The sequence below is a fragment of the Streptomyces sp. YJ-C3 genome, assembly GCF_053891275.1.
In genome coordinates, this window is the sequence record NZ_CM132685.1 from 5,377,682 (window position 1) to 5,399,933 (window position 22,252).

Annotated in this window: 19 protein-coding genes; 1 reads left to right on the top strand and 18 read right to left on the bottom strand. The window is 72.4% G+C overall.

Going from position 1 to position 22,252, the window contains the following annotated elements; all coding sequences use genetic code 11:
• Nucleotides 1-4: 4 nt before the first annotated feature.
• The 11 genes from ACVHNB_RS24045 to ACVHNB_RS24095 all read right to left on the bottom strand — a co-directional run bounded on the left by ACVHNB_RS24045 (nt 5) and on the right by ACVHNB_RS24095 (nt 13,619).
• Complete coding sequence (locus tag ACVHNB_RS24045; RefSeq protein WP_456225846.1) at nt 5-2,227, bottom strand: NADP-dependent isocitrate dehydrogenase; 2,223 nt, start codon at nt 2,225-2,227, stop codon at nt 5-7.
• A 141-nt stretch (nt 2,228-2,368) separates the two neighbouring features.
• Complete coding sequence (locus tag ACVHNB_RS24050; RefSeq protein WP_456225847.1) at nt 2,369-3,913, bottom strand: ABC transporter ATP-binding protein; 1,545 nt, start codon at nt 3,911-3,913, stop codon at nt 2,369-2,371.
• Nucleotides 3,910-4,722: an ABC transporter permease subunit gene (locus ACVHNB_RS24055; protein ID WP_456225848.1), complete on the bottom strand. Its 813-nt coding sequence runs from the start codon at nt 4,720-4,722 to the stop codon at nt 3,910-3,912. The genes ACVHNB_RS24050 and ACVHNB_RS24055 overlap by 4 nt, the downstream gene beginning before the upstream one ends.
• Nucleotides 4,719-5,672 carry an ABC transporter permease gene (locus ACVHNB_RS24060; protein WP_428956609.1) on the bottom strand — a complete coding sequence of 318 codons (954 nt, stop codon included), beginning with the start codon at nt 5,670-5,672 and terminating at the stop codon, nt 4,719-4,721. The genes ACVHNB_RS24055 and ACVHNB_RS24060 overlap by 4 nt, the downstream gene beginning before the upstream one ends.
• On the bottom strand, nt 5,669-7,243 hold the full coding sequence (locus tag ACVHNB_RS24065) for an ABC transporter substrate-binding protein (protein WP_456225849.1): 1,575 nt from the start codon (nt 7,241-7,243) through the stop codon (nt 5,669-5,671). The genes ACVHNB_RS24060 and ACVHNB_RS24065 overlap by 4 nt, the downstream gene beginning before the upstream one ends.
• Before the next feature lie 37 nt (nt 7,244-7,280).
• A complete protein-coding gene (locus ACVHNB_RS24070) occupies nt 7,281-8,090 on the bottom strand; it encodes a class I SAM-dependent methyltransferase (RefSeq protein WP_456225850.1) in 810 nt (269 codons plus the stop codon).
• A 17-nt stretch (nt 8,091-8,107) separates the two neighbouring features.
• Entirely contained in the window at nt 8,108-9,343 is a 1,236-nt protein-coding gene (locus ACVHNB_RS24075) for an MFS transporter (RefSeq protein WP_428956606.1), read from the bottom strand.
• Complete coding sequence (locus ACVHNB_RS24080; protein ID WP_428956605.1) at nt 9,327-10,406, bottom strand: dipeptide epimerase; 1,080 nt, start codon at nt 10,404-10,406, stop codon at nt 9,327-9,329. Before ACVHNB_RS24080 ends, ACVHNB_RS24075 begins: the two co-directional genes overlap by 17 nt.
• Entirely contained in the window at nt 10,403-11,497 is a 1,095-nt protein-coding gene (locus tag ACVHNB_RS24085; RefSeq protein WP_428956604.1) for a PLP-dependent cysteine synthase family protein, read from the bottom strand. Before ACVHNB_RS24085 ends, ACVHNB_RS24080 begins: the two co-directional genes overlap by 4 nt.
• Nucleotides 11,494-12,351, bottom strand: coding sequence for a Rossmann-like domain-containing protein (locus ACVHNB_RS24090; RefSeq protein ID WP_456225851.1), 858 nt, complete (start codon nt 12,349-12,351; stop codon nt 11,494-11,496). The genes ACVHNB_RS24085 and ACVHNB_RS24090 overlap by 4 nt, the downstream gene beginning before the upstream one ends.
• Nucleotides 12,348-13,619, bottom strand: coding sequence for an ATP-grasp domain-containing protein (locus tag ACVHNB_RS24095; protein WP_456225852.1), 1,272 nt, complete (start codon nt 13,617-13,619; stop codon nt 12,348-12,350). Before ACVHNB_RS24095 ends, ACVHNB_RS24090 begins: the two co-directional genes overlap by 4 nt.
• 216 nt (nt 13,620-13,835) lie before the next feature.
• On the opposite strand from ACVHNB_RS24095, the gene ACVHNB_RS24100 reads away from it, so the two are divergent.
• On the top strand, nt 13,836-15,353 hold the full coding sequence (locus ACVHNB_RS24100) for an alpha/beta fold hydrolase (RefSeq protein ID WP_456225853.1): 1,518 nt from the start codon (nt 13,836-13,838) through the stop codon (nt 15,351-15,353).
• A 104-nt stretch (nt 15,354-15,457) separates the two neighbouring features.
• On the opposite strand, the gene ACVHNB_RS24105 is transcribed toward ACVHNB_RS24100, so the two are convergent.
• The 7 genes from ACVHNB_RS24105 to ACVHNB_RS24135 all read right to left on the bottom strand — a co-directional run bounded on the left by ACVHNB_RS24105 (nt 15,458) and on the right by ACVHNB_RS24135 (nt 22,136).
• The gene (locus ACVHNB_RS24105) at nt 15,458-16,231 is read right to left on the bottom strand and encodes an enoyl-CoA hydratase/isomerase family protein (RefSeq protein ID WP_428956600.1); all 774 of its coding nucleotides are present in this window, start codon (nt 16,229-16,231) and stop codon (nt 15,458-15,460) included.
• The gene (locus tag ACVHNB_RS24110; RefSeq protein WP_456225854.1) at nt 16,228-17,475 is read right to left on the bottom strand and encodes a cytochrome P450; all 1,248 of its coding nucleotides are present in this window, start codon (nt 17,473-17,475) and stop codon (nt 16,228-16,230) included. The genes ACVHNB_RS24105 and ACVHNB_RS24110 overlap by 4 nt, the downstream gene beginning before the upstream one ends.
• 93 nt (nt 17,476-17,568) lie before the next feature.
• Complete coding sequence (locus tag ACVHNB_RS24115) at nt 17,569-18,957, bottom strand: cytochrome P450 family protein (protein ID WP_428956598.1); 1,389 nt, start codon at nt 18,955-18,957, stop codon at nt 17,569-17,571.
• 254 nt (nt 18,958-19,211) lie between these two features.
• A complete protein-coding gene (locus ACVHNB_RS24120; RefSeq protein WP_428956597.1) occupies nt 19,212-19,772 on the bottom strand; it encodes a GTP-binding protein in 561 nt (186 codons plus the stop codon).
• A 3-nt stretch (nt 19,773-19,775) separates the two neighbouring features.
• Entirely contained in the window at nt 19,776-20,159 is a 384-nt protein-coding gene (locus ACVHNB_RS24125) for a DUF742 domain-containing protein (protein WP_428956596.1), read from the bottom strand.
• The gene (locus ACVHNB_RS24130) at nt 20,152-20,997 is read right to left on the bottom strand and encodes a roadblock/LC7 domain-containing protein (RefSeq protein ID WP_428956595.1); all 846 of its coding nucleotides are present in this window, start codon (nt 20,995-20,997) and stop codon (nt 20,152-20,154) included. The genes ACVHNB_RS24125 and ACVHNB_RS24130 overlap by 8 nt, the downstream gene beginning before the upstream one ends.
• Nucleotides 20,994-22,136, bottom strand: a complete 1,143-nt coding sequence (locus tag ACVHNB_RS24135) for an ATP-binding protein (protein ID WP_428956594.1) — start codon at nt 22,134-22,136, stop codon at nt 20,994-20,996. The genes ACVHNB_RS24130 and ACVHNB_RS24135 overlap by 4 nt, the downstream gene beginning before the upstream one ends.
• Nucleotides 22,137-22,252: the final 116 nt, after the last annotated feature.

Consider the following 22,252-nt stretch of genomic DNA (forward strand, 5'->3'; position numbering starts at 1 on the left):
ATGCTCATCGGGCGAGCGTGGCCAGGGCGTCGTTCAGCGTCTGCGACGGGCGCATGACGGAGGCGGCCTTGGCCGGGTCGGGCTGGAAGTAGCCGCCGATGTCGGCCGGCTCGCCCTGCACGCCGTTCAGCTCGTCGACGATCTTCTGCTCGTTCGCGGAGAGCGTCTCGGCGAGCGCGGCGAAGGCCTTGGCCAGCTCCGCGTCGTCGGTCTGCTGCGCCAGCTCCTGGGCCCAGTACAGGGCCAGGTAGAAGTGGCTGCCGCGGTTGTCGATGCCGCCGACGCGGCGGGTCGGCGACTTGTCCTCGTTGAGGAAGGTGCCGGTGGCGCGGTCCAGGGTCTCGCCGAGGACCTTCGCGTGCGCGTTGCCCGTGGTGGTGGCGAGGTGCTCGAAGGAGACGGCCAGGGCGAGGAACTCACCGAGCGAGTCCCAGCGCAGGTAGTTCTCCTTGACCAGCTGCTGGACGTGCTTCGGGGCGGAGCCGCCGGCGCCGGTCTCGAAGAGGCCGCCGCCGTTCATCAGCGGGACGACCGACAGCATCTTGGCGCTGGTGCCCAGCTCCAGGATCGGGAAGAGGTCGGTCAGGTAGTCGCGCAGCACGTTGCCGGTGACCGAGATGGTGTTCAGGCCCTCGCGGATGCGCTCGACGGAGAGCTTGGTGGCCTCGACCGGGTTGAGGATCCGGATGTCCAGGCCCTCGGTGTCGAACTCCGGCAGGTACTGCTCGACCTTCTTGATCAGCTGGGCGTCGTGGGCGCGCTCGGCGTCCAGCCAGAACACGGCCGGGTCGCCGGTGGCGCGGGCGCGCGTGGCGGCGAGCTTGACCCAGTCCTTGATCGGGGCGTCCTTGGTCTGGCAGGCGCGGAAGATGTCGCCCTCGGAGACCGTCTGCTCCAGGACGACGTCGCCGGCCTGGTTGACCAGGCGGACGGTGCCGGTGGTGGGGATCTCGAAGGTCTTGTCGTGGGAGCCGTACTCCTCGGCCTTCTGCGCCATGAGGCCGACGTTCGGGACGGAGCCCATGGTCGACGGGTCGTAGGCGCCGTGGGCGCGGCAGTCCTCGATGACGGCCTGGTACACACCGGCGTAGGAGGAGTCCGGGATCACCGCGAGGGTGTCCGCCTCGGCGCCGTCCTTGTCCCACATGTGGCCGGAGGTGCGGATCATGGCCGGCATGGAGGCGTCGATGATGACGTCGGACGGCACGTGCAGGTTGGTGATGCCGCGGTCCGAGTCGACCATGGCGAGCTCCGGGCCCGCGGCCAGCTCGGCCTCGAAGGACGCCTTGATCTCGGCGCCGTTCGCCAGCGACTCCAGGCCCTTGTAGATGCCGCCCAGACCGTCGTTCGGGGTCAGGCCGGCGGCGGCGAGGTCCGCGCCGAAGCGGGCGAAGGTCTCCGGGAAGAAGGCGCGCACGACGTGGCCGAAGACGATGGGGTCGGAGACCTTCATCATGGTGGCCTTCAGGTGCGCGGAGAACAGCACACCCTCTTCCTTGGCGCGGGCGACCTGAGCGGTCAGGAACTCGCGCAGCGCGGCGACGCGCATGACGGAGGCGTCGACGACCTCACCGGCGAGGACCGGTACGGACTCGCGCAGGACCGTGGTGGTGCCGTTGTCGGCAACGAGCTCGATGCGCAGGGCGTCGTCGGCGGCGATGGTGGCGGACTTCTCGGTGGAGCGGAAGTCGTTGGCGCCCATCGTGGCGACGTTGGTCTTCGAGTCGGCGGTCCACGCACCCATGCGGTGCGGGTGGGCCTTGGCGTAGTTCTTCACCGAGGCGGGGGCGCGACGGTCGGAGTTGCCCTCGCGCAGGACCGGGTTGACCGCGGAGCCCTTGACCTTGTCGTAGCGGGCGCGGATCTCGCGCTCCTCGTCGGTCTTCGGCTCGTCCGGGTACGCGGGGAGCGCGTAGCCCTGCTCCTGGAGCTCGGCCACGGCGGCCTTGAGCTGCGGGATGGACGCCGAGATGTTCGGCAGCTTGATGATGTTGGCCTGCGGCGTCTTGGCCAGCTCGCCCAGCTCGGCGAGGGCGTCCGGGATGCGCTGGTCCTCGGTCAGGTACTCCGAGAACACGGCGATGATGCGCCCGGCCAGGGAGATGTCCCGCGTCTCCACGCGCACACCGGCGGTCGAGGCGTAGGCCTCGATGACCGGCAGGAAAGAATACGTCGCGAGGGCCGGGGCCTCGTCTGTGTGCGTGTAAATGATGGTCGAGTCAGTCACCGGGTGCTCCGCTCCACGTCTTCCGTGTCGTCTGCAGTGTTGCTCATAATTGCTCGACATCAAGATATCTCGTACCCGGCCCTTCTCCGAAAGGGCCCTGCCCCTCAAGATCGTGCGGCCGGTCGCCCGGGCCTTCGCTCCTCACGTGGCGTGACCGTTCCTGTCCCGGAAGGGACCGGCCTCCAGGACAGCCGGGGCCGGACCCTGGTCGACGAGTGCGCCCTTCTCCAGGACGACGACCCGGTCGGCGAGGGCCGCGGTGTCGAGGTCGTGCGTGATGAGGACGAGCGACAGGTCGTCCCTTTCGCGCAGCAGTCCCGCCAGCACGTCGAGGAGGCCGCGCCGGGTGACGGAGTCCAGGCCCGAGGTCACCTCGTCGCAGACCAGGACGCGGGGCCGGGCCAGCAGCGCGCGGGCCAGGGCGGCGCGCTGGAGCTCGCCGCCCGAGAGCTGTCCGGGCCGGCGCCGCACGAGACCGGCTTCGAGCCCGAGCCCCGCGAGGACGCCGAGGGCTTCCTCGCGGGCGGCGGCGGGGGTGGCGTCGCGCAGGGTGACGGCGGTGCGGGCCACCTGGTCGAGGACGTCGCGGAACGCGTCGAACGATCCGCGGGCGTCCTGGAACACGTACTGCACGGAGGCGAGCTGGGCCCGGTCACGGCGGCGCACGCTGCGCGGCAGGGCGGCGCCGTCGAGGAGGAGCTGACCGTCGTGGTCGCGGTGGAGTCCGGCGAGGCAGCGGGCGAGGGTGGTCTTGCCGCTGCCGGAGCGGCCGAGCACGGCGAGGCACTCGCCGCCGCGCACGTCGAGCGCGGGCAGCCGCAGGACGTCGACGGCCGGGCGGGAGCCGTCGCGGTGCCGGGCGACGAGGTCCCGCACGCGCAGCACGGGCGCGTGCCCCGGGCGGGCCTGTCGGGTCCGCTCCGGTGGCGGCGCGAGGAGTTCGCGGGTCCATGGGTGGCGGGGCGCGGTCCACAGCCGTTCGGGCGGCCCGGACTCGACGACGCGGCCGCCGCGCAGGACCAGCACGTGGTCGGCGAGACCGCGTACGACGTCGAGGTCGTGACTGAGCAGGACGACGGCCACGCCCTGCGCGGCGAGGGCGGCGAGGCGCTCGACGACGCGGCTCTTGGTCACCGGGTCGAGCCCCGTGGTCGGTTCGTCCGCGACGACGACGCGGGCCCCGAGCAGCAGCGCCTGGGCCAGCACGACGCGCTGTTGCTGCCCGCCGGAGAGCTGATGGGGGTATCGCCTCAACAGACGTGCCGGCTCCGGCAGTTGAGCGGCCTCGGCGGCCTGCCGTATCCGCCGCGACGTCTCGGCCCGGCGCGCCCGGAACGGCAGGTGGCGCACCTGGGCGCGGGCGATGTCGCGCAGCAGGGCGTCGGCGCTGCGGGCCGGGTTGAGGACGGCGGCCGGATCCTGCGGCACGTATCCCACGGGCCCGTCTCCGGCGACGCACACGTCCCCTGAGACCTCGGCCCCGTCCGGGAACTCGCCGAGCAGCGCGAGCCCGGTGGTGGTCTTGCCGCTGCCGGAGGTGCCGACGAGGGCGACCGTCTCGCCCGGGCGGACGGCCAGGTCGATGCCGTCGACGAGCGCGGTGCCGCCGATCCGGACGCGCAGCCCCCGGATCTCGGCGACGTGGTCGGCGGGGAGCGTGGTGGCGAGGGCGGTGTCCGGGGTCACCGGCGGAGTCCTTTCGGTGGGCGGCGGCGGGCCGGGCGTCCGCCCTCCAGCGCCGCGTCGAACAGCAGGTTGGTCCCGGTCGTCAGGGCCACGATCAGTACCGCCGGGACGATCACCGCCCAGGGCTGGACGGACAGGCCCGGGCGGTTGCGGTCGACCATGACCGCCCAGTCCGCCGCGTCGGGCGTGACGCCCACGCCGAGGAACGCGGCCGTCGCCACGAGGTACAGGGCTCCGGTGAGGCGGATGCCCGCGTCGGCCGCGAGGGTGCGCAGGCAGGTCCGGCCGACGTGGCCGACGGCCGTGCGCCACCAGGTCTCCCCCTGCATGCGCAACGCCTCCACGGACGGCGCGGCCGCGGGACCGGCCGCGGCGGCACGGACGATCCGGGCCGCGTCCGGGATGTTGACCAGGGCGATGAGCAGCGCGAGTCCGGACGCGCCGGGCGAGAACACCGCGGCGACGAGCAGGATCAGCAGCAGGGACGGCACGGCGAGCAGGACGTCCAGGGGCCGCATCAGCAGGTCCTCGATGCGGCGGTGGTCCGTCAGCGCCGCGGCGAGGCCGAGCGGCAGCGCCACCGCGTAGGCGAGAACCGTGGCGGCCAGGGCCACGACGACGACGGTCCGGCCGCCGTGCAGCACCTGCGCCACCACGTCGCGCCCCATGAAGTCGGTGCCGAGCGGGTGCCCGGCGCCAGAGGTGTACGACACTCCGCGCGGCCCCGGCTCGCCGGTGAACAGCGGCCCCAGCAGGGCGAGGGCGAGCGGGACGCCGACGAGGGCCGCCCCGGGCAGGAAACGTCTCATGCCGCCGCCCCCGCCCGCGGCGCGAGCCGGCGCGCGACCAGGTCCGCGCCGAGGTTGAGCAGCACGGTGAGGACGCCGAAGACGACGGCGAGGCCCTGCACCACGGGCACGTCACGTTCGGCGACGGCGGTCATGAGGACGGTGCCGAGTCCGGGGATCACGTACAGGGCCTCCACGACGATGACACCGCACAGCAACCAGTCGGCGGTGCGGGCGAGTTGCTGCGCCGCCGGGGCGAACGCCGTCGGCAGGGCGTGGGTGTAGCGGACCCGCGCGCCGGGGACGCCGTAGCGGCGGGCCTGCGCCGAGTAGGGCGCGGCGAGCGCGTCGATCATCCCGGCGCGCACGATCCTGGCCAGGGAGCACACCGGCCGGGACAGCAGGACGAGGACCGGCAGGACGAGGGCCGCCGGGTGGGCGAGCAGGTCCGTGCCGTAGCCGACGGCGGTCGGCGGCAGCCAGCCCAGGCGCAGCGCGAACACGGTGACGAGGAGCACGCCGAGTGCGAACTCGGGCACCGCGTACACGCCGAGGGTGACCGTACTGACGATCCGGTCCGCGAGCCGTCCGGCGTGCCGCGCGGCGAACACGCCGAGGCCTACGCCGAGCGGGACCAGCAGGACGAGTGTCACGGCGGCCAGCAGCAGGGTGGGGCCGAATCCGCCGACGAGGTACGAGAGGACCGGGCGGCCCGAGGTGAGCGAGGTGCCGAAGTCGCCGTGCAGCAGGTCCCACGCCCATGCGGCGAGGCGTTCGTGGGCGGGCCGGTCGAGTTCCATGGCGTCGCGGATGGCGGCGATCCGGCGGGGGTCGGGCTGGTCCCCGGCGAGCGCCACGGCGGCGTCGCCCGGCAGCGCCTCGGTCAGGACGAAGACCAGCAGCACGACGGCCACGGTCTGGGCGGCGCCGAGGAGCAGCCGGCGGGCGAGCCAGGAGCGCGGTCCGCTCACGCGAGCCACACCTTGTCGAAGCGCGCCCAGTCGAGGGTGTTGGCGGGTGCCGCGCGCTCGACGCCCCGGACGTTGCGGGCGGTGCCGATGATCCAGTCGGCGAACCCCCAGACGAGGAAGCCGCCCTCGGCGTACAGGCGGCGCTGCATGCGCCGGTACACCTCGGCCCGTGCATCCTTGTCGCGCGTCGACTGGGCCTGCTGGTAGAGCGCGTCGAAATCCCGGTGCTGCCACTTGGTGGCGTTGGTGGTGGAGTCGGTGAGCAGGCGCTGCGAGATGTGGGACTCGATGGGCAGGGCGCCGGAGCGGTAGGAGCACAGGGTGCCGGAGTCGAGGATGTCGCTCCAGTAGGAGTCCTTGCTGCCGGTCCGCACGGTGATCGTGACGCCCGCCTCGGCCGCCTGGTCGCGGAAGATGCCGGCCGCCTCGGTGAATCCGGCGGCGACGTCGGACGTGTCGAGGGTGACCCGGAGTTTGTCGGCGCCGGCCTTTCTGAGGAGCGAGCGGGCCCGGTCGAGGTCCTGTGTGCGCTGCGGCAGGCCGTCGGCGTAGTACTCGTAGCCCTTGCCGAACAGGTCGTTGCCGATCTGGCCGGCGCCGGAGAGCGCGCCGTCGACGAGTTCCCGCCGGTCGGCGATGAGGAAGAACGCCTCGCGGACCCTTCTGTCGTCGAACGGCGGGCGGTCGGTCTTCATCGCGAACGCCTGCATGGCGCTGCCGCGCAGGCGCACGATCTCGATGCGGCCCTGGTTCTCGTGGGCCCGGGCGGTGGCGGGGTCCAGTTCGTGCGCGTACTCGACCTGCCCGCCGAGCAGGGCGTTGGTGCGCGCCGACTCCTCGTTGGCGACGACGAGTTCGAGCTCGCCGAGGTGCGGGGCGCCGTCCCAGTAGGCGTCGTTGCGGCGGTACACGGCGGTGCGTCCCGGCGCGAACGACACGAGGCGGAAGGGGCCGGAGCCGACGGGCTTGCGGTCGAAGTCGGAGGCGCCGTCGGGCACGATGTACGCGCCGAACGCGGCCAGCACGTTGGGGAATTCGGCTGTCGGCCTCTTCAGCACGAAGGTGATCGTGCGCTCGCCCGTCGCCCGGCTGGCCTTCAGGTCGATGGGTTCCAGCGACGCCTTGGCGCGGAACGCCCCGGCGGGGTCGGCTATGCGCCGGTAGCTGTAGAGCACGTCGCGGGCGGTGACCGGGCGGCCGTCGTGGAACGTCGCCTTGCGCAGGGTGACCTGCCAGCGGTCGAGGGTCCGATTGGCCTGCCACTTCTCGGCGAGCCGTGGCCGCGCGGCCAGGTCCGCGCCGTAGTCGGCGAGTTTGTCGTAGAGGGCCTTGGCCCGGGCGACGTCGGCGAACAGGTTCGCCAGGTGCGGATCGAGTGTCTCGCCGGCGCCGCCGCCCGCGAAGGCGGCGCGCAGCCGTCCGCCGCGCCGGGGCGTGGAGCCGCCCGTGCCGGCGCCGTCGGTTCCGGTGGCGGTGCCCGAACAGCCGGTCAGGGCCAGGGCGGCGGCCCCGGACGCGGCGGCGAGGAAGCCGCGTCGGCGCAGGCCGGGGAAGGGGGTGGTGTCGTGCATGGCGTAGTACGTCCTTGTGGTGTGGGCGGGAGGTGCGTCAGACGAGGCGGGCGACGAGATGCAGCCGGTCGCCGTCGGCGCGAGCGGGATCGGCGGGCAACTGACCTTGCTGCCACGGGGGTTCGGTGCGCGGACCGGGAGTGTCGTAGAGCGCGAGGACCTCGAATCCGTGCGCGGTCAGGGCGCGTCGGATCTCCTGAGGGAACAGCAGCCGCCAGGCGGAGCGCTGTCGCAGGTCCGGGGTGTCGTCGTCGGCCGTCCATATTCGGGTGCGGCGCAGGAGTTGGGCGTCGCGGTCGAGGTGGAGCGTGGTGGTGGAGCGGTAGGTGACGCCGTGCCAGGCGACGGTGTCGACGGTCGGTGTGTCGAGGAGGTCGGTCCGGCCGAGGAAGTAGGCGCCGTTGCGCATCTCGGCGAGGAGCAGCCCGCCGGGCGTCAGGGCCCGGCGACAGGAGTCCAGGAACGTGTCGAGCTGCGCGTTCGTGTGGCAGTACAGCAGGGCGCTGTCCAGGCAGACGACGGCGTCGAACTCCCGCTCCCCCAGGTCGAACCGGCGCAGGTCGGCGTGGACGTACTCGGGCCCGGGGTGGTGGGCGCGGGCGTGGGCGAGCATCGGCTCGGAGAGGTCGGCCCCGACGACGGCGCGTCCCGCGCGGCTCAGGTACGCGGCGTCGCGACCGGTGCCGCAGCCGAGGTCGAGGACCCTGGTTCCGGCGTCGTACCGTCGCAGACAGTCCTCGGCCCACCGCCCGGCGCGCCGCTCGGGGTCGGGGAAGCGCGCTTCGTAGAGGGCCGGGTTGTCGGTCAGCAGGTTGCTGTGGAGCGGGGGGTGCGGTGTCGTGTCCATGGGGCGGGGGTCGTGGTTCACAGCGCGGCCGCCAGCGCGCGTTCGCGGCCGGGCAGGGCGCCCAGGCGGTGCAGCCAGGCCACGCCCGCCGCGGAGACGAGGCCGAACAGGAGGCAGCAGGCCCAGGGCAGCCAGGCGGTGCCGCGGGAGCCGACGTCCATGGCCCGGCCGACGACGGTGTTGCCGACGGCCGCGGCGATGCCGGAGACCACGTAGAAGATCCCGAAGTACGTGCCGGTGAGCTCGGGGCGGCCGAACCCGGGGATCAGCTCCATGACGAACGGCTGCGCGATCATGACGCCGACGTACAGCAGCAGTGCTCCGGCGAGCACCGCGGCGGCCGCCGCCGCCCCGGCCCCACGGCCCGCGGCGGCCATCGGGGGCGCGAACGCGAGCGCCATGACGCCCAGCCCCACGGCGATCCAGCGCGCCCGGTCGCCACGGGAGGTGAGCGCCGCGGTGACGCGCATCTGGAGGGTGAGGTTCGCGACGGTGCCGACGAGGAAGACGATCCCGGCTGCGCCGTCCCAGCCGGTGGCCTGGCGGGCGCCTTCGGGCAGCAGCAGGTACAGCTGGTTCTCCAGGGTGAACATGCCGACCATGGCGAGCGCGAACGCCAAGAAGGCCCGGTTGCCGACGACTTCGCGCCAGTCGGCGAGGAGGCCGCCCTCGGCCGGTGCGACGGAGCGCGCGGGCAGCACGAGGGCCTGGGCGGCCGTGAGCACCGCGAAGATCCCGGCGGCGGTCAGCGCGGAGGCGCGGAAGTCGACCAGCAGCAGGGCGCTGCCGAGGAGCGGCCCGACCAGGGCGCCGGTCGTCGCGAACACGTTGAACAGGGCGAACGCCTCTGCCTTCCGCTCCCCCGCTTCCTGCGCGAGATACGCCCGCACCGCCGGGTTGAAGAGGGCGCCGGCGAGTCCGCTCAGCACGGACGCGGCGAGCAGCACGGGCAGTCCGTCGCCGAGCGCGAACAGGGCGAAGCCAACGGTGCGCAGTGCGCATCCGGCGATGATGACGCCGCGTGCGCCCAGCCGGTCGGCGGCGGAACCGCCGATGAGGAACAGGCCCTGCTGGCTGAGGTTGCGCACACCGAGGACGATGCCGACGACCGCCGCCGACAGTCCGAGGTCCTCGCTCAAGTGCGTGGCCAGGTAGGGGATGAGGAGGTAGAAGCCGGTGTTGACGCCGAGCTGGTTGACGAGGAGGAGGCGGATCGCGAGGGGGAAGCGGCGCATCTCATGCCACGTCTTCATGGCGCCCTCCGTCCGTCGTGACGTCGCGTCGCTCCTCGACTCCCAGGCCGGGCAGTCCGGTTGTCCGCACGGTGCCGTCCGTTCCGCCGATTCCGGTCCACGGGTCGTGGGCGAGGAGCAGGTGGCCGTCGAGGTCGGCCCAGCGGGCGCGGGCGGCGAGGTGGACGGCGGGGGCGAGGCCGAGGGTGCTGGCGGCGAGGCAGCCGAGCATCAGGTCGGTGCCGCTGCCGTCGGTGAGTTCGGCGATGCGCAGGGCCGCGTGGACCCCGCCGCACTTGGCGAGCTTCACGTTGATGCCGTGGACGCGTCCGGCGAGGCGGCGTGCGTCGGCGAGGTCGACGGCGTCCTCGTCGGCGATCAGCGGCAGCGGGGACCGCTCGGCGAGCGCGCCGAACGAGTCGGGGTCTCCGGGGGCGACCGGCTGCTCGACGGCCTCCACGCCCAGATCGGCGTATCGGGCGAGGAGTTCGGGGGCTCGGCGCAGGGTCCAGGCGCCGTTCGGGTCGAGGAGGATCCTGGCGTGCGGCGCGGCGTCCCGGACGACTCGGACGCGTTCGATGTCGTCCTCGGGGTCGGCGCTGCCGACCTTCAGCTTGATGAGCCGGAACCCGTTCGCGGCGAGGCGACGGGCCTCCCGGGCGGCGTGCAGCGGTGACGTGATGCCGAGGGTGCGGGCGGTGGCGACGCGGGGCGCGGGCAGGCCCACCAGCCGGTGCACGGGGCTTTCGGTCCGCTTGCCGACGAGGTCCAGGAGGGCGGACTCGACGGCGGCGGTCACGGCGGGCGGGATCGCCTGCCTCGTCAACTCGCCCTCTTTCAGGGCCTCCAGAGCATTCTCGGGACTGGTGAAACGGATCAGTTCCTCACGCGCGACCCGGTCGAGGTGGCGGTGGAGCGTGTCGATGTCGAGGCCGTAGTAGACGCTGCTGACGGCCTCGCCGTGGCCTCTTTGCCCGTCGTGTTCGAGGGTGAGCCACGCGGCGTCGCGCGCGGTGGTGGTGGAACGGGAGATCCGCAGGGGCTCGGCCAGGTGGAGGCGGGCGGTGCGGTGGGTTGCCTTCACGGGTTCTCTTTCGGGGCGGGGAGGTCGGGACGGAGGGGGTCGGTCACCGTGCGGCAGCGGGTCCAGCCGGTGGCCTCGGCGGCGCGGGGGTGCGCAATCTCCGCGGGATCGGCCGCGGCGGCGGTGGGCCGCAGGCCGTGACGTGCCGTGAAGTCGTCGTCGTAGACGCTGCCGAGATAACGGTGCGGCCCGTCGGGGAACACCGTGGCGACGCAGGCGCCGGGGTGGGTGCGCGCGGCCCATGCCGCGACGCGCGCGACGGCGCCGGTGCTCCAGCCGCCGGTGACGAAGCTGGACCGGGCGAGCCGGCGGCAGCTGTCCACGGCTTCGGCGGGGCCGATCCAGTGGACCTCGTCGAACAGGCCGTAGGCCACGTTGCGCGGGTGGATGCTGCTGCCCAGGCCGCGCATGAGGCGGGTCCTGGCGGGCTGGCCGAAGATCGTGGAGCCGGTGGCGTCGACGCCGATGAGTCGCATCGCGGGGAAGCGCTCGCGCAGCGGTCCGGCGATCCCGGCGCTGTGTCCGCCGGTGCCGACGCTGCACACCAGGATGTCCAACGTGTCGAGGCGCTCGGTGAGTTCGGTCGCGAGCGAGGCGTATCCGGCGATGTTGTCGGGGTTGTTGTACTGGTCGGGCCAGTAGGCGCCGGGCAGCTCGGAGAGCAGGTCGCGCAGCCGGGCGAGGCGGGCCGCCTGCCAGCCGCCCTGCGCCGCGGGCCGTCGCACCAGCTCGAGACGTACGCCGTGCGCGCGCAGCAACTGCCTTACGGAGGGCTCCAGTTCGGCGTCGCCGACGAGGACGACGGGGTGCCCGAGCGCCTGCCCCGCGAAGGCGAGGCCAATGCCGAGCGTGCCGGACGTCGACTCGACGACGGGCGCTCCGGGCAGCAGCTCGCCGCGGCGCCGGGCGCCTCGCAGCATGGAGACGGCGGCGCGGGCCTTCATGCCGCCGGCGGCGAGCCCTTCCAGCTTCGCCCAGAATCCGGGGTGCGGCCCGGGCAGGTCCGCGGTGATCCGCGCGAGCGGGGTCCGGCCCAGCAGACCGAGCAGTTCGGGCCGTGCGACGGCCCCGGGTCGGACGGCCGTCGTCATCGTCGCCGCACCCCCTCGGGAGCCGCGGCGCGGTAGCGGTGGAGGACGCCGGGCCCGCCGTCGAGCCAGAAGAACGGGTACGGCTCCGCGCACACGGCGCTCACCCCGTTCCCGAGGAAGCGCGGCAGCACGGCGCTTCCGGTCTGCGCGAACATCACCAGCTGCTTCTCCTCGCGCACCGCGTGCTCGCGCAGGGCGTCGAAGGAGCCGTTGCCGAGGGTCATTCCGGAGGCCATCACGGCGTCGCTGTGATCGAGCGCGGCGGCCGCGTCGGTGACGATCGGCTCACCCCATTCGGTCGTACCTCCCTTGAGGTCACAGGGGATGCAGCGCAGCCCTCGGGAACGCAGCTCCTCCAGAAGGGAGTTGACGACGCCGACGACCAGCACGGTCGCGCCCGGCGAGAGCCTTCCCTGGTCGAGCAGGTCGACGACGGCCGCGGCCCGCGCCCGCGACTTCTCCAGGGACGTGCCGGGCGCGAGCGCCACCGTCCGCGCGCCATGGGCCGCGGTGTGGGGTCGCAGGTGCATCAGGTACGCGTCGAGCGCCGCGACCCGCACCGGCGCCAGCGGATGCGCGAGCAAGGTGGCCACGTCGGCGCCCACACAGTCGTCGATCGCCGCGTCGGGCAGGGCGCCGGGCTCGACGGCACAGGACCCGACGGCCTCGGCGAGGCGCAGGCTGAGCACCTCGTTGCGATAGCCGGCGCCCCGGCCCTCGTGCCGGACCGCCTGACGCGTGCCGAAGGCGACCGAGATGCGCAGGGTGGCCGGATCGGGCCCCCAGGCGCCCGCGCGCACCTCGTCGACGAGTTGGTCGTACGTGGCCGGTGCCGTCCGTGTCGTGGTGGTCACCGGATCACCATCCGGTCCCGTACGTCTGCCAGCAGTGCTTCGACCCGCTCGCGCGCCCCGGGGCCTGTCGGATCGCCGGCCATGACGTGTCCGAGGTACTCGTTGTTGCTGCCCGCTGCGCTGACCGCGCGCCCGGGTTCGGGGAGCAGCACTTCCAACACGTCATCCTCCTGCAGGAGTTGGTTGTCGTCACCGACGGCGGTGAGCGTGCCGTCGGCCTCGGGCACGAGGAAGCCGATGGCGGCGCTGCGCAGTCCGGTGTCACGTACGGCGAGGTCGGGTTCGCGGCCGAGCGCCACGTCCACGGCGGCCGCGGCGAGGTCGACGCCGGTGACGTGCCGGACGAGTTCCGTGATGCGGTTCCCGGCGGGGCGCGGGTTGACCTCGACGACGCGGGGCCCCACGGAGGTCAGCTTGATCTCGGTGTGCGCGACGACGCCGTCCGTGAGTTCCAGCGCCTTGAGCGCGGCAACTGTCGTCTCCTGGACGGCCGTTCGCTCGGTGGGGGTGAGCGGCGCGGGGAACATGTGACCTGTCTCGATGAACGCGGGCGCCCCGGCGACACTTTTGTCGGTCACCCCGACGACGCTGATGCGCCCGCGCGACGACACGGTCTCGACGCTGACCTCGGGCCCGTCGAGCAACTCCTCCAGGAGGACGAGGCGCGGGCGGTGCTGCCCGCGCGCGTTGACGGGGAAGTCGGCCAACGCCCGGCACGCCGCGACGAGTTCGGCCTCGTCGTCCACGCGTCGTACGTACATGCCGGCGCACAGGTCGACCGGCTTGACCACGAGCGGGAATCCCAGGCCGCGAGCCGCCCGGACCTCCGCCGCGCCGGGTTCGTCGTCGGACTCCACGACCGCGAACCGCGGCCCGGGCAGTCCGGCGTCCTCGAGGATCCGCCGGGTGAGGTCCTTGCGGCAGGCGTGCGCGACCGCGTCGGCGCCCGGCCCGGGCAGACCGAGCCGCGCCGCGACGGCGGCCACGGTCGGCAGGTAGTAGTCGCACGAGCTGATCACGCCGTCGAAGGCGAGGGCCGCATGCAGCCGCTCGACGACCGGCAGCAGCGTGTCGATGTCGTTCGTATCGGCCGTGATCACGTTGCGGGCCCCGAGCAGGGGATGCCGGACGCCCTCGGGCGCCGCCCTCAGGTAGTGACTCAGGTCGCGTGTGAGGAACGTGAACTCGTGTCCCCCTTCGCGCAGCGCCTTGGGCAGCAGCCTGCTCATCGACCCGACCCAGCTCTCGACCACCAGCAGATGTCCCACAACTCCCCTTTCATGGCGCGCGGTTGACGTCACACGCGCGGCGGCACGGCAGCACGGCGCACCCCCGGTGGCGGGGGTCGCCGACTTGACCGGAGACACGTTATCGACAATCGTTTTCATTGTCATCTGACGGTTCATCGTCAGGCCCACGTCGCACCGGGCCGCCCCGACCGCACAGCCGTCGGCCGCCCGCGTACGCCGCCTCCCGACCACCGAATGCGAGCCCTGAACGCCGTGACGCCCCTCGCCCGCCGCACAACCCGATCACTGTCCGTCCTGCCGCTCCTGGCCGCGGCGCTCCTGGGGCCCGCGCCGTCCGCGGCCCAGGCCGAGCCCGCCGCCGCCCTGGAGTTCGGCGCCTGCCCGGACTCCGTGCCGGCCCCCGCTGCCCCGGCCCGCGTCGAGTGCGCCACTCTCGACGTCCCGCTCGACCGGCACCGCCCCGACGGCCCCCGCCTCTCCGTCGCCGTCTCCCGCGTCCCGGCCACCGGCACACCGGCGGAGCGCCGTGGGATTCTTCTGGTCAATCCGGGCGGTCCGGGCGGCTCCGGACTCTCCTATGCGGTCACGAAGCGGGCCAAACTGCCCGAGTCGGTGCGCCGTTCGCACGACGTCATCGGCTTCGATCCGCGCGGCGTCGGGCTCAGCTCGCCTGTCTCGTGCGGACGGATGGGCGGACTGTTCGACAGCCCGGGGGACGATCCGGTCCCCCGCGGCACGGCGGCCGAACAACGCCATCTGGGCAGCCTGCGGACGCTCGCCGACGACTGCGCGGCCGACGCGTCCGACGCCCTGCCGTACTTCTCGACCGAGCAGACGGCGCGCGACATGGATGCGATACGCGCGGCGCTCGGGGAACGCCGCCTGAGCTTTCTCGGTGTCTCCTACGGGAGTTACCTCGGTGCCGCGTACACGGCGCTGTTCCCGCAGCGGGTACGGCACATGGTGCTCGACAGTGTGGTCGGCCCCGAGGACTGGTATGCCTTCGACCTGCGGCAGAGCCGCGCTCTGCTCACCCAGCGCGACACCTTCTTCGCCTGGGCAGCCGCCCACGCGGACCGCTTCGCGCTCGGCACCGACGCCCGGGCCGTCCGCGCCTCGTACCTACGGGTGCGCCGGGGCGTCGAGGCCGATCCGGTGAGCGGCTTCGGGCCCGCAGAGTTCGACCGCGCCGTGTACCGCGCCCTGGGCCGCACGGAACGCTGGGCACCCCTCGCCGAAGCGCTGCACGCCTATTTGGAAGGGGGCGGCGTCGACAGCCTGCGCCCGGCAGCACCCTTCGACGGCCCCGACTCCCGCAACTACGAGGCCGCCAACCGCATCGTCAAGTGCGCGGACGGGCCCGGCCCCGCACCCCGGGAGGTCCTCGCCGGCCTGCGCGCGCTCCGCACCCTGGACTCTCAGCCCGTCCTGACCGGTGTGGAGGCGTCGGCCTGCGCGTACTGGCACCACCGCCCCGCCCACCGGACGGCGCTCGGCTCCCCGGACGCACCGCCGGTCCTGCTGGTCAACTCCGCGCACGATCCGGTCACGCCCCTCGCCGGCGCCCGCGCGCTGGCCCGCACCCTTCCCGGCTCGCGGTTGATCACGCTCGACGCCGACTACTCCCACGGCGTGTTCGCCAGTCGCGGCAATGCCTGCGTGGACCGTGCGGTGGCCGCCTACCTCGACGACGGGACGCTCCCCGCGACGCCGGACCTGCACTGCACCGGCCCCGGGCTGCCCGCCGCCTGACCGCTCACCCGGCATGAGGCGGACCGGTCCGCCTCACGCCGCCGCGCAGCACCCCGGTACGACCCGGGGTGCTGCGCGGCGGTGCGTCGGATGGGGAATCGGGGTCAGCGGGCGCGGACCACCTGTGCGGCGAGAAGGTGGGAGTCGAGCAGCGTGATGTCGGCGGTGCGATCGGCCCGGGAGTACCCGGCCAGCATGCGCTTGGTCATGACCAGGGCTTCGGGCGAGCGTCTGCCGAGCGGTCTGGTCCACGCGGCGACGGCGCGCTCCAGTTCGTCGGGAGGGGTCACCTTGTGCAGGAGCGAGATCCGGTGCGCGGTGGTGGCGTCGAAGGTGTCGCAGGTGAGCATGAGTTCGCGGATCCTGGCGGCTCCGGCCTCGGAGATCAGTCGGCCCATGGCGCCGCCCCAGGCCGGGGGCAGGCCGACGCCCACCTCCGGCATGCGGAACCGGCAGGTGTCCGCGCCGGCGCGCAGATCGCAGTACGAGGCCAGCGCGAGGCCGGCTCCGATGACCCTGCCGTGGAGTTGGGCGATGGTGATGACGTGGGTGTTCTCGATCGCCTGGCACAGGCGGTGGGCCTTGTCCACGATGCGGCGCAGGGCGGCGCCGGTCGGGTCCTGCTCCATGGCCGCCTGGAACTCGGTGCGGTCGGCCCCCAGGCAGAAGTCCTCGCCCATCGAGGACAGCACGAGGATGCGGATGTCGGGCCGTTCGTGGAGATCGTCCAGTACCGCGATGAGGTCGTCGAGGACGGCGACGCTCAATGTGTCGTCCTGCCCCGTGGGGTTGAGGCGGAGGTGGAGCACCGGGCCGTCCTGCTCGACGAGTATCGCCTTGCGGGACGGCACGGTGAGGAAACGATCCTGCTCAGTCATGCGAAGGTAACGTCCAAGTTCATGGGGTGCCGGAACGCCACGCGGGGCGCCCAGGCCGGCGGGCGGACCAGGGTGAGACGGGGAAGGCGCTGGGTCAGGCGGCGGAGAAGTGTCTGGGCCTCCAGCCGGGCCAGCGGGGCGCCGAGGCAGTAGTGGATGCCTCCGCTGAAGGCCAGGTGGGCGGGTTTGCGCAGGGGGTCGAAGCGGTCGGGGTCGCTGTGCCTGGCCGGATCGCGGTGCGCCGCCGCCACCATGAGGTGCACCATCTCGTCCCGCCGGATCTCGACCCCGCCCAGGATCGTGTCCCGGGAGGCGACCCGGCTGATCACATGGGTGGGCGGGTCGTGGCGCAGCGACTCCTCGACGAATGCGGGCACGAGATCGGGGCAGGTGGTGATGAGGTTCCACCGCTCCCGGTGCTCGACGAGCCGGAGTGCCATCGTTGTCAACAGGGTCGAGGTGGTCTCCAGAGCCGCCAGCACGACGAACAGGGCCAGCAGATAGACCTGCTCGTCGGCCTCGGCACGGTCCGGCTCGATGGCGTCCCAGGCCTGTATCCATCGGGAGACGGGGTCGTCGCCAGGGCGGGCGCGCCGGTTGCGGACCAGATCGACGAAGTAGGAGCGCAGTTCGGCGGTGGCGGCGTCCGATCTGGCCAGCTGGGTGGCGGAGGGCAGTAATTCCTGGGTGAAGACCTGCTCGTGGGTCAGGGTGCGCAGGCGCGGCCAGTCCGCGGCGGGCAGTCCGAGCCAGTGCCCGACGGTCGCGACGGGCAGTTCCTCGCTGACCAGGGCGGCGAAGTCGGCTTCGCCCTCCCGTAGTTGCTCGACCAACCCGTCGAGCAGCCGGTCGGTCACCTGCTCGACCGTCCGGCCGAGGTCCTGGATGGTGGTGCGGTCGAAGCCGCCGGCGGCCCGGCGTACCCGCGTGTGGTCCGGGGGGTTGAGCGCGGGCAGGGTGTTGCCCATCTCCCGTGAGGAAGGCGCGTTCCAGCGCGTGCCCGCCCCCTGCCGTTCTCGCCAGCGCGCGTCGGGTTCGAGCCACTCGCGACTTCGCAGGACCTGGTCACAGGTGTCGAAGCCGGTGACGAGGGAGCCGCCCCAAGGGGCGGGACTGACCTCGCCCCTTGCTGCGAGTTCGGCGTAGACGGGGAAGGGGTCGGCCTGCCCCTTGGCGGTTCGCAGTCGAGAGAACAGGGATACGGCGGCACGACGGTCGTAGGGCTGGGTGGAGACAGCTCCCATGGCGACGGCTCCTTTCTGAGCATCAGCCGCCATGGATACCCACAAGATCGTTGAAGCATCCAATAACCCACTGTCCTCACAGAGTTACTTAGATCACTCGCCTCTCGTCCATGCCAGGAATCGGCTGAACAGGCCCCCTTTGCGCTGCCTCGAAGCAGCGGAACCGGCCTCGACCTGGGCATTTCTCGCCAGCAGGGCGTCCGCGGGAACGGCCGCCGGCTGAGAAGCGGAACCTGTCTGCGGCTGACTGAAGTCGGTTGCGGCAAAGGGAATCGTTCGCGAAGTGAAACGGACGGGGAGCGTCACCAACGAGCGGCTCCACGGCGAGGGCACCCACGCGAGGGCCGCGAACGGCCGGCTCAGCTCGACGTCCGGGAGACGCTTGAGCAGAGACTCGACGGCAGTGACCGCGATCATGAACGCCGGGTCCTTGGCGGGGCAGCCGTGCGGCCCCGCTCCGAAGCCCAGGTGCGCCTTCGCGCTGAGCTGCTCACGGTGGACGCTCAGCTTGGGGTCGGTGTTGGCCGCGGCGAAGGAGATCAGCACCGGATCGTTGGCCCGGATGACCCGGCCGCCCAGTTCGACGTCGTGAGTCGGGTAGTGAGCCGCGTAGTTGGCGATCGGCGCGTAGTTCCACAGAGTCTGGGAGACGGCGCCCTCCACCGGCAGGCCGGCCTGCCACTGCTCGTCCAGGTACAGCGCGCTGCTCGTGCCGATGGTGGCCGCGAGGGGTGCCGTTCCGCCGGACAGCAGGGTCACGAGCTGGTGCAGCACCTCCTCGTCGCTCAGCCCGGCCGGGTGCTGCATCAGACGGGTCGTCAGGTCCGGGCCCGGACGGCGGTGCTTGAGGGCGATCAGCTCGGCGAGCGCGGCACCCAGGACCTCGTCGGCGCCGGGTGTGCCCTCGAAGATCCCGCTGATCCCGGCGATCACGCGGTCGCCGATCTCGGGCGGGCAGCCGAACAGATGGCTGAAGATCAGCAGCGGCAGCGGCTGGGCGTAGGCCGACATCAGGTCCGCCTGGCCGCCGGGCTCGGAACTGAAGCTGCTGATCAGGTAGTCGGCGGACTGCTGCGTCAGGCGGACGAGCTGGCGTTCGTCGACCGTGGCGAGGCTGTCGGTCACGACCTGGCGCAGCCGGGCGTGGGCCGCGCCGTCGCTGAAGAGCGCGTTCGGGCGGTAGCCCATCATCGGCAGGGCCGGGCTGTCGGCCGGGACGCGCCCCTCGTTCAGCGCGTTCCAGCGCCGGGAGTCGCGCACGAAGGACGCGGGGTTGTGCAGGATGTGCAGGGCCGCGTCGTAGCTGGTGACCAGCTCGACCTGGACGTCGGGGGCGATGTCCACGGGCGCGCTGGGGCCGGCGGCACGCAGGTGCGCGTAGTGACCGTCGGGGTCGGCGCCGAACGAGGGACCGTAGAGGGCGAGGTTCTCGTGGGCGGGGCAGCCCGGCGGTATGTGCGAGGTCTGTGACGGCTGGTGCATTCCTGGGCTCCTAGGGCCTGTCCGGCGGATCAGGCCGCGTGTGGGTGGCGGTCACTTGTCGGTGCTGGTGAGCGGGGTCTGGCGCGCCGCGTTCGCTTCGCTCTCTCCGCCTCGGCTCTTCCGAGTTCTTCGGATGCCGAGCGCGGCTGCACGGCGGACGACCGAGGCGTCGCGGAGCGAGGGTGACCGAGGACGACGCAGCGGATGCGGCGCGTGCCGGACCCCGCGCCCGCGACCGGATCCGCCGGACAGGCCTAGGCGAGCAGGGACATGAGGTGCTTCACGAGGGTGATGAGCGCCTGCGCCGCGGACTGCTCGTCGCGTACGTCGCATCGGATGACCGGGGTCTCCGGCGAGAGGTTCAGCGCCTCGTGGATCTCGTCGAGCGGGTAGTCGACGGTGCCGTCGAAGTGATTGACACCGATCGCGTACGTCAGGCCGAACCGTTCCACGAGGTCCAGCACGGGGAACGACTCGTCCAGGCGCTCGGGGTCGACGAGGACCAGTGCGCCCAGCGCGCCGCGCGACAGCTCTTCCCACATCTCCTTGAAGCGCTCCTGGCCGGGCGTGCCGAACAGGTAGAGAACGAGGGTGTCACTGAGGCTGAGGCGGCCGAAGTCCATGGCCACGGTCGTGGTCGTCTTGTCCGGCGTGCCGGAGAGGTCGTCGAAGCCGACGCTGGCCTCGGTGATCTCCTCCTCGGTCCGCAGCGGCTCGATCTCGGAGAGACTGCCGATGCAGGTGGTCTTCCCGACCCCGAAGTGCCCCACTATGAGGATCTTCACCGCATGGGAGACGTCTGGATCCAGGTACAAGAGTCACGCTCCGAATCGGTTCTTCAGGCCGTCGAGCACGGCGCTGACCAGTTCCCTGTCGACCCGTTCGGCGCGCGGGATGGGTTTTCTGACAAGGATCAGGCCGCTCTCCTCCAACTGCGCCAGCAGGATGCGCACGATGCCCAGCGGCAGGTGGGTGTGCCCGGCCACTTCGGCCACGGACAGGAATCCGTCGGCGACCAGGTCGACGACCGTGCGCGCTTCCGGTGACAGGGCGCGCACGGCTGCCTCGGCGTCGCGGGCGGCCGTCACCAGGGCGGTGTGTTCGTACTGGTGGTCCGGGGGCAGGGCACGCCCGTTCGTGATCACGAAGAGCGGCACTAACGGGGAGGTCAGCTCCAGCCCCTCATCCGGGTCTTCAGACATCGCCGGCTCCCCCTCCGCGCGGGGACCGCGCGGCAAGTTCGGGCACCACCTCGTGCAGCCGGGTGGTGAACTCCTCGATGTCGCAGTCGTGTTCGGCGGCCGCGGCCAGGAAAGCCCCGTCGCCGGCGGCGATCAGGAAGATCCAGCCGTGCGAGAACTCGATGACCGTCTGCCGCCACGAGGCGTCCTCGACGGCACCCGCGAACTGTGCCGTCACCCTGCTGTAGGCGTGGATGCCGGTCATCGCGGCGGAGATGGTGTCCGCCAGGTCCCGGGTCATCCCCGCGGTCGCCCCGCGCGGCAGTCCGTCACCGCCCAGGAGCACGGCGTGCCGGGCGCCTCGCACGCCGGCGATCACCCGGTCCAGGTCGGGCAGCACGAAACCGGATCCGCCCGTGGCCTCGTGGCGGGCCGCCTCGGCGGTGCCTCCCGCCGCGGCCTCGTCCGCCTGGACCCTGGGCGCCGACGTGAGGTTGTTGCCCAGCCGGGCCACCAGCCGGTGCATACGGAAGGAGATCTGCTGCATGTCCACGTCGGGCTCGGCGGCCGCGGCGAGGTAGGCGCCCTGACCGGCCCCGATCAGGAAGATCCAGCCGTGCGAGAACTCGATGACCGTCTGGCTCCACTGCCCGTCCTTCGCCGTACCGGCGAAGTGGGCGGTGGCCCGGCTGAGGGACTGCATGCCGGCCATGGCGGCGGAGATGGTGCCCACGTCCTTCGGGTCCAGCCCCTCCGTGGAGCCGCGGGGAAGGCCGTCGGCGGACAGCAGGACGGCGTGCCGTGCCCGGGGGACGTTCTGCACGATGTCCTCGAGCATCCAGGACAGGTCTGCGGTCATTCGTCTTCGGACCCTTCGGCCGACGCTGTGTCGAGGTTGCGGCCCGACATCGTTCCCCGCTGGAAGGCACCCAGGCTGCGGCCCGAGGTGCGCGGCACGTCCTCGGCGGCCGGGGAGGCGGGCCGGGGGGCCACGGCGTCGGGCACGCTCGCGACCGGCGACTGGCGCGCTCCCCGCTTCGGCAGCCCGTGCACCGTGCGCTTCGGGGCGGCGGTCCGCGCCTCGGGCTGGCGGAGGGGGCTGACGGGCGCCTCCTTGGCCGGCGACGGAGCGTTCTCGGCCTGCGGCGGCGTCTCCTCCATGGTCCACAGCTCCTCGGGCAGCAGGACGACGGCGCGGACACCGCCGTACCGGGAGACTCCGGTGACGTCCACCTTGAAGCCGTACTGACGGGCGATCAGACCGATGACGGGGAAACCGAACTTGGGCTGGTTGCCGAGCTGCGACAGGCGGGGGACGTCGTCGCCGGAGAGCAGCGCGGTCGCCCGCTGCCGGTCCTCGTCGCTCATGCTGACGCCGGCGTCGTCGATGACGATGCACAGGTTGTTCTGGATCCGCTGGAACGTCACCTCGATCGGTGCGTCCTGCTGGGAGAAGCTGGCAGCGTTGTCAAGGAGTTCGGCCACGGCGAGGGCGACGGGCGCGACCGCGGACGCCTTCAGCGCGAGGCCGGTCTGCTGCATGATGGCGACCCGGTTGAAGTTGCGGATCTGGCCCTGGGCGCTGCGCACCACGTCGTAGACGCTGGCCGGCCTGTTGCGCCGGCCGAGGGGCGCGCCGCACATCACGGCGATGCCCTGGGCCTTGCGCGCCATCTGGGCGTTGGCGTGGTTCACGTCCAGGAGGTCGCTGAGGACGGCGTGGCCTCCGTACCGCCGCTGAATGCCGTCCAGCAGCGTGGTCTGCTCGGCCGCCAGGCTCTGCAGGAAGCTGGCGGCGCCCTTGAGGACCGCCTTGGTGTTCTCCTCGGCGGCTTCCTTCGCCTCCAGGATGGCTCCGTCGCGCTCGTCCCAGATTCTCTGCAACTCGACGCGAGAGACGTGAAGCTGACTGTTCAGAGTGCTCAACTGCTGGCGCAGCTCGGCTTCTGCCTGCTGTTTCTTCGCCGCGAGGGCTCTGCTGCGGGCGGTGAGTGCCACAACGGCGGCGACGGATATTGCCGCTATTGCAACCAGGCACCACACAAGTGCATCTCGTGTCATGGAAACCTTTCTCGGCGCATGGCCAGCAGGAAGCGACAGATGCAGTTCGTCAG